The following is a 12,664-nucleotide window of genomic DNA, read 5'->3' on the forward strand; positions in this document are numbered from 1 at the left end:
CCGTCGGCCTGCTGCTCGCCGCCGCCGGCATCGGCGGCTACTTGTGGCTGCGGCCGGCCGCGCCGGCGGCCGCGGTCGCGCCGGTCAATCCGCTCGCCGACGCCGCGGTCTCGCGCGTCGCGGTGTTCGACTTCCTGCCCGCGCCCGGCGCCGCCACTGGCGACGCCTGGCTGAGCAGCGCGCTGCCGGAACTGCTCGCGCAGGAACTGGCGCTCAACGACGGCCTGCAAGTGATCAACGGCCAGCGCCTGGCCGAACTGCTGCCGTTGCCGCCCGGGCGCGCGCCCGATAGCGCCGCGCTGCTGCGCATGAGTCGCCAGCTCGGTCTGCGCCTGGCCATGGTCGGGCGCTACCGCGCGGCGCCGGCGCAAGGCGCGGACGGCTTGAGCCTGGAACTGGACGTGCTCGACGCCGCCAGCGGCGAACGCCTGCAGCAGTTGCGCATCGACGGCAACCGCCGCCATCCGGCGGCGCTGATCGCCGCGGCCGGCGCGCAGGTGCGCGATCGCCTGCAACTGCCGCGCCTGAGCACCGCGATCGAACGCACCCGCGGCGCCACCACCAGCGACGACATCGCCGTGCTGCGCGACTACGCCGACGGCGTGCAGGCGCTGCGCCGCGGCGAACTGGGCACCGCCCAGAGCAAGCTCGACGCCGCGGTGAAACGCGCGCCCGACTTCCTGCCCGGCCAGCTCGCGCTGACCCGCACCCTGATGCAGCAGGGCTACCATCCGCGCGCCGGCGCCGTCGCGCGCGCCGCCCTGGCCCACGCCGGCGCCGCGCCGCGCGAAATCCGCCTGGCGCTGGAAGCCTTGATGTACGAAGCCGACCGCTCCTGGCCGCAGGCGATCGAAACCTATCGCGCGCTGTACCGCTTCTATCCGGAAGACATCGAATACGGCCTGGGCCTGGCGCGCGCGCAATCGCAGGGCGGCGATCTGAAGGAAGCGCACGCCAGCCTGACCGATCTGCGCCGCCATCACGGCAACGCCGACCCGCGCATCGATCTGGCGCAAACCGCGATCGCCGAAGCGCAAGGCGACTACGCCGCCGAACGCGACGCCGGCGATCGCGCCCTGCGCAGCGCGCGCACGCTGCGCGCGCCGCACCTGATCGGCAACGCCCTGCTCGAACGCGGCTGGGGCCGCAACGCGCTCGGCGACCAGCCCGGCGCGCTCGCCGACTACCGCGCCGCGCGCGCCCAGTTCGAACAGATCGGCGACGCCATCGGCCAGGCGCGCAGCGACGTCAACCTGGGCGGCTGGTATTACGAACGCGGCGACTTCGCCCGCGCCGGCGATCTCTACCAGCGCGCGCTGGGCCTGTTCGAAAGCGCCGGCATGAAAGCCTCGCAGGCCGCCGCGCTGCAGAATCTGGCCAACATCGACTGGGCCCAGGACCGGCGCCCGGCGGCGCGGCAGAAAACCGAAACGCTGTTGCAGCTGTCGCGCGAACTCGGCGATCCCGATCGCGAGTCGTGGACCTTGAGCGCGCTGGCGGCATTGCAGTTCGACATGGGCGAAACCGCCGCGGCGATGGCGAGCTACCGGCAGGCATTGGCGATCGCGGAACGCTCGGGCCTGCAGCCGCGCCGCTCGTGGGCGCTGCGCGGCCTCGGCGATGTGCTGCGGCTGCGCGGCGACTATGCGCAATCGCGCGAATTGCTCGATCAGGCCCTGGCCATCGAACGGCGCACCCGCGACTACGAAGGCCAGGCCGAAGCGCAGTTCCGCATCGGCCAGTTGCTGCACGATCAGGGCCGCCTGGCCGAGGCGCGCAAACAACTGCTGGACGCGCGCGAGCGCCAGAGCGATCACCAGCAGGATTACTGGGGTTCGGTGACCGGCCTGGAACTGGCCGCGCTCAGTGTCGATGAAGGTCAGGCGAATGCGGCCTTGAAGGAACTCGACCGGATCGAACCGGCCTTGCGCGAGAGTCAGGCGCAAATGGAACTGGCCCAGGCCGCAGGCATCCGCGCCGAAGCGCTGGTCGCCCTGCAACAGATTCCGGCCGCGCGCGCCGCGCTGGAACCGGCGCTGGCCTATCTGCACAACCACGGCGACGGCATCGATGCGCTGACCATCCAGCTCAGTCAGGCGCGGGTGCTGGCCGCCGAGGGCAAGCGCGATCAAGCCGCGGCCGTGCTCGATCAAGTGCAACAGCGCGCGCAGCGGCGCGAACTGCGCGGCGTGGTGGCGCAGGTCGAACAACGCCGGCGCGAATGGCTGAGCCCCACGGCGACGGCGCAGGCGGGACGTTGATCCGTCCCGCGCCGCGCCCGGCGTAACCGCTCGCTCAGCCGCGCTGCTGCCGGCGCAGGCCGAAGAACTGCAGTTCAGCGAACACCGCCACCGCCGCCGCCTGCACCAGCACGAACGCCAGTCCGAGGCTGTTCGGCGCGATCACGCCTTCCACCAACACCAGCACCGACGCGGCGATCCAGGCGAGGTTGACGCCGATGATGGTCCAGGTCGCCGCCGCGCCGATCGCGCGGCGGCTCAGCACCCAGCCCAGGAACGCCAGCCAGAACATCAGCACCACACCGGCGCCGCGCAGCCAGCCGGCGTCGATCGCCAGCAGTCGCGACAAGGGTTCGGCGGCGCTGAGTTGCAGCAGGCCGGCGGCGCCGGACACCGCCGCGTCGGCGGCGATCACGCGGCGCAGGAAGTGGCTGGCGGGGGTTTGCGTGGCGATGGCCATGGTCGTTCTCCTGAGGGTCGTCGGTCTGAAGTCGAAGCCATCACACACCCGCGCTCGCGGCCGGTCGATTACCTGCCAGGTAATGTCTGCCGTCACCGCGCTGGGCTATCGTGGCCGCATGAACGATCAGCGCCCCGTGGGCGAGCTGCTGCGCGATTGGCGCCAGCGTCGCCGTCTGACCCAACTCGATCTGGCCGACATGGCGCAGATCTCCACCCGCCACGTCAGCTTCATCGAGACCGGGCGCTCGCTGCCGAGCCGGGCGATGCTGCTGCGGCTGGTCGATCGTCTCGACGTGCCGCTGCGCGAGCGCAATCAATTGATGACCGCCGCGGGGCTGGCGCCGATGTACGCCGAACGTTCGCTCGACGATCCGGCCATGCGCGAGGCCCATGCCGCGGTCGAACTGGTGCTGTACGGCCACGAGCCGCATCCGGCGCTGGCGGTGGACCGGCACTGGAACCTGATCGAACACAATCGCGCGCTGACGCCGCTGCTGGCCGGCGTGCCCGACTTCCTGCTGGCGCGGCCGTCGAACGTGCTGCGCGTGGGCTTGCACCCGCAAGGCCTGGCGCCGCGCATCATCAACCTGGGCGAATGGCGCGCGCATCTGCTGCATCGCCTGCGTCATCAGATCGCCGCCACCGGCGACGCGGTGCTGGCGACGCTGTACGAAGAACTGGCCGCGTATCCGGCGCCCGACGACTACGACGACAACGACATCCCCGCCTCGGGCCTGGTCGTGGTGCCGTTCCGGGTGCGCAGCGAACTGGGCGATCTGTCGTTCATCAGCACCACCACCGTGTTCGGCACGCCGATGGACGTGACCTTGTCGGAGATCGCGATCGAATCGTTCTTTCCCGCCGACGCGGCGACCACACAGGCGATGCGCGTGCTCAGCGCCGGCCTGGAACCGGCGCCGTCGGCCTCGCACTGAGGCCGCGCCCGCTAACCAACGGCCCACGCGGCGCGCGCCGGCGCAGGCTAAGCTGTGCGTCCCTTGTCGGCGAAATTCCGAGGTAAAGCGTGCCGTTCGCTCTTAGCCCGTGCGTGTATTCCCCAGTGTCCCTGACGCGGCTGCGCGCTTTCGGCCGCGGCCTGCCCTTGGCCCTGGTGCTGGCCTCGGCCACGCTGGCGCTGAGCGCCTGCGACAAACCGGCCGCGCAGGAACAGGCGGCGGCGCCGAAGAAAGTGTTCAGCGGCCGCATCGCCCAGTTCCAGACCATCGACGAACGCGTCGGCACCGGCGAGGTCGCGCAGTCGGGTCAGGAAGTAGTCGTGCAGTACACCGGCTGGCTGTACGACGAAAAAGCCGCGAACAAGCGCGGCACGAAGTTCGACAGTTCCTTCGATCACGGCAAGCCTTTCAGCTTCCTGCTGGGCGCCGGCCGGGTCATCCGCGGCTGGGACGACGGTGTCGCCGGCATGCGCGTGGGCGGCAAGCGCGTGCTGATGATTCCGCCGGACATGGGCTACGGCGTCGAGGGCGCCGGCGGCGGCGCGATTCCGCCGGATACTTCGCTGGTGTTCGAGGTGGAATTGCTTGGGGTGGTGCCGCGCTGAGCATTGGGTTTTAAAAGCAAATCCCCCCTGCCCCCCTTTTTCAAAGGGGGGAACAGCACGGGTTTGTGAGGGGATGCGATGTAATCTCGGCATCCCCTTCGTCAATTCGCCCCCTTTGAAAAAGGGGGCTGGCGCCCGCGCCGTCACGATTCACGCCGATCCCTGTGCGCCGGGGGATTTGCTCTCAGCCGATCGCCTTACAAGCCCGAGCCGCCAACTCGAACGAATACAACCGAGCCGCATGCTCGTAGATGTTCGCGGTGATCATCACCTCATCCGGACGATGCCGCGCGATAAACGCGGCGATGCCCTCGCGCACCTCGCCCGGATCGCCGACCACCGCGCACGCCAGCGCCTGGGCGACGCCGGCCTTTTCCAAAGGCGTCCAGAAACGCTCGATGTCGTCGATCGGCGGCGGAATCAATCCCGGCATGCCGCGGCGCAGATTGACGAAGGACTGCTGCTGCGTGGTGAACAACCGCCGCGCCTGCGCGCCGCTGTCGGCCGCGACCACGTTCAAGGCCAGCATCGCATGCGGCCGCGGCAGACGCGCGGACGGCTTGAAGTCGCGCCGGTACAAGGTCAGCGCCTCGTCCATGGCGTCGGGGGCGAAATGCGAGGCGAACGCGAACGGCAGGCCCATCGCCGCCGACAGGCGCGCGCTGAACAAGCTCGATCCGAGCAGCCACACCGGCACGTCCAGACCGGCGCCGGGCACCGCGCGCACCGCTTGCCCGGGTTGCACCGGTTCGAAGTAATGCAACAGCTCGGCCACGTCCTGCGGGAAGCTGTCGGCGCCGTCGTAATAGCGACGCAGCGCGCGCGCGGTGGCCTGATCGGTGCCGGGCGCGCGGCCCAGGCCCAGGTCGATGCGATCGGGATACAACGACGCCAGCGTGCCGAACTGCTCGGCGACCTGCAGCGGCGCGTGGTTGGGCAACATGATGCCGCCGGCGCCGACGCGGATGGTCGAGGTGCCGCCGGCGATGTGGCCGATCAGCACCGCGGTCGCGGCGCTGGCGATGCCGGGCATGTTGTGGTGTTCGGCCAGCCAGTAGCGGGTATAGCCCAGCGCTTCGGCGTGACGGGCCAGGTCGAGACTGTTGGCGAAGGCCTGGCCGGCGTGACTGCCTTGAGTGACGGGGGCCAGATCCAGAACGGAGAACGGCAGCATGCGCGGGCGACTCGGGGGAAGATCCTTTCGATGTGGGGACCGCGGGCGGCGATTCCAGTTGGGGATCGTGTCCGGATCGGATCGAGTGTGTTGCCTGAGTGGCGGCTATGGGCGTTTGCGGGGCCGCGCGCTCGTCCCGCCCTCCCGTCGCCGTCCCAGTTTCGACCCGGCCCAAACGCATAGCGTTTGGGCGTTCGCGGACGCGCGAGCCGGTGGCTCGCAAGCAGCGTCCGCTCACCCTGAAGGGCCGGATGAGGGCCGCAACCTCAGAACAAATCGAACCTCACGCCCTCGCGCTCGTTATCCCAGATCGTGCAGAACACCCACCAGCGCCCTTTCTCGTAGCACAGCTGGAGGCTGTTGGCCCCGCGCTTGATCAACACCGGCGAGTCGGCCGTGGCGCGCGCGTCGTACTTGCTCCACACGTGGGCGATCTGACCGAAGCGCTCGATGCGCTGGTCGGTCTCGACCTCGAAGAAATCGTTCGCGGCGAAAAACGGTTCGACATCGGCGATGTACTGCTCGGTATCGAACACCTGCGCCCAGGTGGAGCCGTCGGCTTCGACCACGGTGCGCAGGCTCAGATTGCGCGGATGGCACAGATAGCGGAATCGCGCCCAGTCGCGCGGGGCGCCGGCCGGGCCGGAGATGCAGGCGTAGATCGCCCGCACCAGGCGGCCGATGTCCTGGGTGTCGTCGAACCAGTGCGCGGGGACGGTTTGCGGGTCGCTCATGACGCTGCATGCTCCTTGGAAGGTCGAATACGAACAGATGAAACTCGCCGCCGCGCGGCCTAGCCCAGCAGCGGCCAGCCCGCCAACGGCGCGATCAGCCAGTACAGGCCGCCGATCACCAACAGCCACATCGCCGCCTTCAACAGGAAACCGACCAGCTTGAAGGCCAGATACAGCCCGGCGACCACGGCGATAAGCGCAACGATGTCCATGCAGGCTCCGACAGCCAAAACGGCCCCGAGCTTAGACCGCGGCGGCGCTGGCGACCAAGTGCCAGGCGACCGGCCCGGGCGCCCGCCGCCGCCCGGTTCGACCACCCGCGGAAGTTCATCGATAAAAAAATCTCGACAAGCCGACGAACGGCAGGAACAATTTCCTAACATTTGGGTCTACCGTTTCGATCGATACGCGCACAAGCAAAAAACGCCCCGCGCGCAGTTCGAAACATCTCAACTGATGGGGACCGGCCGGGCAACGGAACGCTCGGCCCGGCACTGGCCACCGCACCACGGATCGGAACTTCCGCAATGCAAACCTCTTCGTCGCCGTCGCAACCGGCTCCCCCCGCGGAGGCCGGCGACCCCGGCCGCCCTAAGCCCTGGACGCGCGCCAGCCGCGCCGTCTTCGGCGATATCGCCTGGTCCCCGCCCGCGTGGCTCGCCGCGCTGCTCGCGCGCATCCGGCAAAAACCCGGGTTGTACCTGGGCAGCGCGCTCGGCCTGATCGTGGTCGGCGCGCTCGGCTACTGGCTCGCCACCCGGCCCAAGCCGGTGATTCCCGGCGCGCTCAGCGTGGAAGTGCACACCCCCGATCTCACCGACTACAGCCGCAAGCCGGCCACGGTCGATACCTTGCGCCTGACCTTCTCCGACTCGGCCGCGCCGCTCAAGCAGATCGGTTCCGCGCCGCTCGGCGTGACGCTGACGCCCGAGCTGAAAGGCGCCTGGAAATGGGAAGACGACAAGACCCTGGTGTTCACGCCGTCCGCCGACTGGCCGGTCAAGACCCAGTACAAGGTCGAACTCGACACCCGGCAGACCCTCGCGCCCAAGGTGCTGCTGCAGGAACACGAGTTCGAATTCCAGACCGCGCCGTTCAAGGCCGAGATCGCCAGCAGCGAGTTCTACCAGGACCCGCAGGACCCGGCCTTGAAGAAAGGCGTGTACGAGCTGAAGTTCTCGCATCCGGTCGATGAGGCGCAACTGCAGCGCCGCGTCGCCTTGTCGCTGGCCGACGGCGGCGGCACCGCGATGGCCGCGCCCAAGTACACCCTCACCTACGACGACACCCGGCTCAAGGCCTGGGTCCATTCCGAACCGCTGACCCTGCCGGAAAACGGCGGCACGCTGAAGCTCGAACTCGCGCCCGGCATCGTCAGCGCGCTCGGCGGCGAAGGCAGCGCGGAAAAACTCCAAAGCCAGGTGCGCCTGCCCTCGCTGTACAGCGTCAGCGTCGACAACATCGACACCACCTTGGTGGAGAACGAGCGCTTCGAACCCGAACAGGTGCTGGTGCTGAACTTCAACAACGCCATGCGCGACACCGATGTCGCCGGCGCGGTGCGCGCCTGGCTGCTGCCGGCCAAGGACCCGCGCCGTCCGGCCAATGAACAAAGCGGCAACTATTCGTGGTCGCGCGAGAGCGTCGACGAAGCCGTGCTCAAGGCCGCCACCGCGCTGCCGCTGAGCGCGGTGCCGACCGAGCGCGAGTACATCGAAACCCACAGCTTCAAGTTCCAGGCCCCCGCCGGCCGGCGTATCTATGTGCGCGTCAACAAGGGCCTGAAAGCCTTCGGCGGTTTCATCCTCGGCGCCAACCACACCGCCGTGCAGACCGTGCCCGAGTATCCCAAGCTGCTGCGCTTCGTCGGCGAAGGCGCCCTGCTCTCGCTGCGCGGCGAACGCCGGGTCAGCGTGGTCTCGCGCAATGTGCCAGCGGCGCGGTTGGAAATCGCCCGCGTGCTGCCCGAGCAGATCCAGCACTTGGTGTTCAACAACAGCGGCAGCTACGCCAAGCCCAGCTTCTACAATCTCGGCGCCGACAGCCTGGTCGAGCGCGAGGAAAAACGCCTGACCCTGCCGGCCGACAATCCGGCCAAGGCGCATTACGAGGGCGTGGACCTGGGCGAGTACCTCAAGCCGAACCGCCGCGGCGTGTTCCTGCTGAGCCTGCGCACCCTGAGCGACGACGACGCCAAGCGTCCGGCGCAGGAAACCCTGTCCGACGACGCCGGCAGCGAGGAAGACAGCCGTCTGGTCGTGCTCACCGACCTGGGCATCGTGGTCAAGCAGGCGATGGACGGACGCCGCGACGTGTTCGTGCAATCGCTGTCGAACGGCTCGCCGGTCGCCGGCGCGCGCGTGCGCGCGGTGGCGCGCAACGGCGAAACCCTGGTCGAAGCCGACACCGACGCCACCGGCCGCGCGCAGATTCCCTCGCTGAAAGGCTTCAAGCGCGAGAAAGAACCGGCGATGCTGACCGTCAGCCAGGGCGAGGATTATTCCTTCCTGCCCATCGACGATTACCGCCGCAAGCTGGACTACTCGCGCTTCGACATCGGCGGCGAGCCCAACGACCTGGAGGCCGGCGCGCTCAACGCCTTCCTGTTCTCCGATCGCGGCCTGTACCGTCCGGGCGACACCATCAACATCGGCATGATCGTGCGCGCCGCCGACTGGAAGCGTCCGCTCGCCGGCCTGCCGCTGGAGTGGGAGTTCACCGATCCGCGCGGCAACGTGGCCAAGCGCGAGAAGCTCAAGCTCAGCGAACAAGGCTTCGAAAGCGCCAGCTTCGCGCCGAGCGACAGCGCGCCCAGCGGCACCTGGCAGATCCAGTTGTTCCTGCTCGGCCGCGACAACCAGCGCACCACCCTGGGCTCGACCTCGGTACAGGTGCGCGAATTCGCCCCCGACACCATGAAGGTGACGGCGAAGTTCTCCACCGACAATCCGAAGGGCTGGATCAAGCCCGAGCAATTGTCGGCGACGGTGTCGGCGGAAAATCTGTTCGGCACGCCCGCGCAGCAGCGCCGCGTGGAAGGCACGATGGTGCTGCGTCCGTTCTTCCCGGCCTTCGCCGCCTATCCGGGTTATCAGTTCTTCGACCCGCAGCGGGCCAAGGAAGGCTACGACGAAGCGCTCAGCGACCAGACCACCAACGCCGAGGGCAAGGCCGAGTTCAAGCTCGATCTGAGCAAGTACGAGCGCGCGACTTATCAGCTCAGCTTCCTCGCTCGCGCCTTCGAACCCGGCAGCGGGCGCAACGTCGCGGCTCAGACCAGCGCGCTGGTGTCCAACAATGACTTCCTGGTCGGCATCAAGCCGCAGGACGATCTGAACTACATCAAGCGCGGCGCCAAGCGCGCGCTGCAACTGGTGTCCATCGGCCAGGACGGCGAGCCCAAGGCGGTCGCGGGCCTGCGCGCGGTGGTGGTCGAGAAGCGCTACGTCTCGGTGCTGACCAAGCAGGACTCGGGCCTGTATCGCTACGTTTCGCACGAACGCCGCTACGACAAGCGCGACGAACCGCTGGCCCTGGCCGGCGGCCGTCAGACCGTGTCGCTGCCGACCGACCAGCCGGGCGATTTCCTGCTCGAAGTGCGCAGCGCCGACGGTAAGGTGCTCAACCAGATCGGTTATCAGATCGCCGGCGCGGCCAATCTGTCGCGCTCGCTGGAACGCAACGCCGAGCTCAGCCTCAATCTGTCCAAGCCCAGCTACAAGCCGGGCGAGACCATCGAGATCAGCATTCGCGCGCCGTATGCCGGCAGCGGATTGATCACGCTGGAGCGCGACAAGGTCTACGCCCACGCCTGGTTCCACGCCGACAGCAGCGCCAGCGTGCAGAAGATCACCGTGCCGGCCGATTTCGAGGGCAACGGCTACATCAACGTGCAGTTCCTGCGCGATCCGAACTCCGACGAGATCTACATGAGCCCGTTGTCGTTCGGCGTGGCGCCGTTCGCGGTCGATCGCAGCGCGCGCACCCAGCCGCTGAAACTGGCGCTGCCGAAGGTGACCAAGCCGGGCACGCCGATGACGGCCGAGGTCACCACCGAAGGCAAGGCGCGGGTGGTGCTGTTCGCGGTCGATGAAGGCATCCTGCAGGTCGCGCGCTACCGCGTCGGCGATCCGCTGGATCATTTCTTCCGCAAGAAGTCGTTGCAGGTGGACACCGCGCAGATCCTCGATCTGCTGCTGCCGGAGTTCAGCCGCATCGCCGCCTCGGCGGCGCCGGGCGGCGACGGCGAAGGCGGCATGGCCAAGCACCTCAATCCGTTCAAGCGCAAGTCGGAGAAGCCGGCGGTGTGGTGGTCGGGCATCGTCGATGTCGATGGCCGCCATCAGTTCAAGTTCACCCTGCCCGACTACTTCAACGGCCAGGTGCGCGTGGTCGCGGTGGCGGTCACCCCCGACCGCATCGGCGTGATCCAGGACGATGCGATCGTGCGCGGCGATTTCGTGCTGACCCCGACCGTGCCGACCCATGTCGCGCCGGGCGACGAGTTCGACCTGCCGGTCGGCGTGGCCAACACCATCGAAGGCGCGAAGAAGCCCTCGCAGGTGACGGTCAGCCTGCAACTGCCGGCGTCGCTGACTCTGGTCGGCGCCGCGCCGGCCGCGGTGTCGATCGCGCCGCGCAGCGAAACCACGGTGCGGTTCCGGGTCAAGGCCGGCAATGCGCTGGGCGCGCTGCCGGTCGGCATCCAGGCCGCGTCGGGCACTTATTCGGCCAAACGCCGGATCGAATTGTCCTTGCGCCCGGCCCTGGTCGCGCGTCAGGACCTGATCGCCGGCCGCGCCGACAAGCGCGTCGTCGTCCAGCCGTTGCGCGCGATGTACGACCAGCGCGCCACGCGGCAGTTGTCGGCCTCGGTGTCGCCGCTGGTGGCGGTGGACGGGCTGACCGCGTATCTGAGCGATTACCCGTACCAGTGCAGCGAGCAACTGCTCAGCGGCGCGTTCCCGGCGCTGGTGCTGGCCTCGCATCCGGAGTTGGGCAAGATCGTCGATAACCGTCCGGGCGAGGCGAAGCAGGACATCATCGACGTCCTGCGTTCGCGCCAGAACAGCGAAGGCGGTATCGGCCTGTGGACGGCGACGCCGGAGGCGGACAACTTCGTCACCGGTTATGCCGCGCTGTATCTGCTGGAAGCGCGCGATCGCGGCCAGGCGATTCCGCAGGACCTGCTCAAGTCGCTCAACGGCTATCTGGAACAGCTGGCCGCCGATCGCTCGGGCAACGACCTGCCGACGCTGCGCAGCCGCGCGCTGGCGGTGTATCTGCTGGTCCGCCAGGGCCGCACCGCCAGCAACCTGCTCAGCGCGGTGCACGAGCAGATCAAGCGCGATCAGCGCAAGACCTGGGAGAACGATGTCGCCGGTCTGTTGATCGCGTCGAGCTATCAGTTGCTGCAGCAGGACAAGGCGGCACGCCCGCTGGTCAACAAAGCGTTGATCCGCGCCAACGGCGCGGCGGCGACCACGCGCGGCGTCTACGCGTCCTACTACGACAACGGCATCGATCAGGCCTGGACGGTGTATCTGCTGAACCGTCATTTCCCGGCGCTGACACGCGACGGCCTGAAGATGACGGCGCTGGAACGCCTGCTCGATCCGCTGCGTCACAACAGCTACAACACCTTGTCCTCGGCGCTGACCGTGCTGGCGATGGACGCCTACGCCGGCGCCCAGCCGCAGCAGCCGCAGCCGGTGCTGGAAGCGGCCGGCAAGGACGGCAAGTCGCGGCCGATCGGCGCGGCGCAGGGCGTGATTTCGCGCGGCAACTTCGCCGGCGGCGACCTGCGCCTGTGGGTCGCGCCGGCCGGCCCGGCGCCGGCCTGGTATCTGGTCAATCAGAGCGGCTTCGACCGCGCCCTGCCAAAGGAAGTGCAGGACAAGGGGCTGGAAGTGGTGCGCGAGTACCTCGACGATGCCGGCAAACCGGTCGCCACGATCAAGCAGGGCCAGGAAGTCACGGTGCGCGTGCGGGTTCGCGCGCTCGGCGTGCCGATGCGCGATTCCATCGCGATCGTCGATCTGCTGCCGGGCGGTTTCGAGCCGGTGATGCAGTACATCGCAGGCAGTGCCGACGCCGGCGACAGCGAGGCCGCGACCGAGGAAGGCTGCGAGGAAGAGTGCGGCGAAAGCGAAGGCGACGGCGAAAGCGAGGAGGGTCAACCCTCACGCGACGGCCCCGATCCGAACGCGGCGCCGCAACAGACCCTGGCCCTGCCCGGCTCGACCTTCGCGCCCCTGCATGTCGAACAGCGCGAAGACCGCATCGTGCTGTACGGCAGCGTCGGCGGCGAAGCCAGCGAGTTCCGCTACAAGGTCCGCGCCAACAACAGCGGCAAGTTCGTGGTGCCGCCGGTGTATGCCGAATCGATGTACGAGCGTTCGGTGTACGCGCAGGGCGGCCCGGCGGGCGTGTTGCAGGTGAATGCGCCCACGCCATGAATCCGCGGCGGGTTTCGGTGAAAAGGTGGCGGCGG

Annotated in this window: 8 protein-coding genes; 4 read left to right on the top strand and 4 right to left on the bottom strand. The window is 68.6% G+C overall.

All coding sequences use genetic code 11. The features are described from left to right. The coding region (locus J7J50_RS19365) for a tetratricopeptide repeat protein (RefSeq protein ID WP_215097539.1) at positions 1–2,261 on the top strand (2,261 nt) is incomplete at its 5' end. Positions 2,262–2,295: 34 nt separating this feature from the next. Here J7J50_RS19365 and J7J50_RS19370 read toward each other — a convergent pair. Then, entirely contained in the window at positions 2,296–2,700 is a 405-nt protein-coding gene (locus J7J50_RS19370) for a hypothetical protein (protein ID WP_215055464.1), read from the bottom strand. Positions 2,701–2,782: 82 nt separating this feature from the next. Between J7J50_RS19370 and J7J50_RS19375 the strand changes: the two genes are divergently transcribed. Both J7J50_RS19375 and J7J50_RS19380 read left to right on the top strand, forming a co-directional pair. Further along, positions 2,783–3,637 carry a helix-turn-helix transcriptional regulator gene (locus tag J7J50_RS19375; RefSeq protein ID WP_251044498.1) on the top strand — a complete coding sequence of 285 codons (855 nt, stop codon included), beginning with the start codon at positions 2,783–2,785 and terminating at the stop codon, positions 3,635–3,637. 254 nt (positions 3,638–3,891) lie between these two features. Further along, a complete protein-coding gene (locus J7J50_RS19380) occupies positions 3,892–4,263 on the top strand; it encodes an FKBP-type peptidyl-prolyl cis-trans isomerase (RefSeq protein WP_343222551.1) in 372 nt (123 codons plus the stop codon). Positions 4,264–4,447: 184 nt separating this feature from the next. Here J7J50_RS19380 and J7J50_RS19385 read toward each other — a convergent pair whose 3' ends face one another. The 3 genes from J7J50_RS19385 to J7J50_RS19395 form a co-directional block, all read right to left on the bottom strand. Further along, the gene (locus J7J50_RS19385; protein WP_215055466.1) at positions 4,448–5,437 is read right to left on the bottom strand and encodes an LLM class flavin-dependent oxidoreductase; all 990 of its coding nucleotides are present in this window, start codon (positions 5,435–5,437) and stop codon (positions 4,448–4,450) included. A 266-nt stretch (positions 5,438–5,703) separates the two neighbouring features. Further along, on the bottom strand, positions 5,704–6,171 hold the full coding sequence (locus J7J50_RS19390; protein ID WP_215055468.1) for a hypothetical protein: 468 nt from the start codon (positions 6,169–6,171) through the stop codon (positions 5,704–5,706). 59 nt (positions 6,172–6,230) lie between these two features. After that, positions 6,231–6,383 (bottom strand): hypothetical protein, encoded by a 153-nt coding sequence (locus tag J7J50_RS19395; protein WP_187313165.1) that lies wholly within the window; start codon positions 6,381–6,383, stop codon positions 6,231–6,233. A gap of 315 nt (positions 6,384–6,698) precedes the next feature. Between J7J50_RS19395 and J7J50_RS19400 the strand changes: the two genes are divergently transcribed. After that, on the top strand, positions 6,699–12,629 hold the full coding sequence (locus J7J50_RS19400) for an alpha-2-macroglobulin (protein ID WP_215055469.1): 5,931 nt from the start codon (positions 6,699–6,701) through the stop codon (positions 12,627–12,629). The last annotated feature ends 35 nt before the right edge of the window (positions 12,630–12,664 follow it).

It is taken from the genome of Lysobacter sp. ISL-50 (assembly GCF_018612875.1).
Taxonomy (GTDB): domain Bacteria; phylum Pseudomonadota; class Gammaproteobacteria; order Xanthomonadales; family Xanthomonadaceae; genus Lysobacter.

Bases quoted from the DNA above. Each gene is read 5' to 3' on its own strand.
- J7J50_RS19385 (WP_215055466.1), bottom strand. From the start codon at position 5,437: ATGCTGCCGTTCTCCGTTCTGGATCTGGCCCCCGTCACTCAAGGCAGT.
- J7J50_RS19400 (WP_215055469.1), top strand. From the start codon at position 6,699: ATGCAAACCTCTTCGTCGCCGTCGCAACCGGCTCCCCCCGCGGAGGCC.
- J7J50_RS19390 (WP_215055468.1), bottom strand. From the start codon at position 6,171: ATGAGCGACCCGCAAACCGTCCCCGCGCACTGGTTCGACGACACCCAG.
- J7J50_RS19395 (WP_187313165.1), bottom strand. From the start codon at position 6,383: ATGGACATCGTTGCGCTTATCGCCGTGGTCGCCGGGCTGTATCTGGCC.
- J7J50_RS19370 (WP_215055464.1), bottom strand. From the start codon at position 2,700: ATGGCCATCGCCACGCAAACCCCCGCCAGCCACTTCCTGCGCCGCGTG.
- J7J50_RS19375 (WP_251044498.1), top strand. From the start codon at position 2,783: ATGTCTGCCGTCACCGCGCTGGGCTATCGTGGCCGCATGAACGATCAG.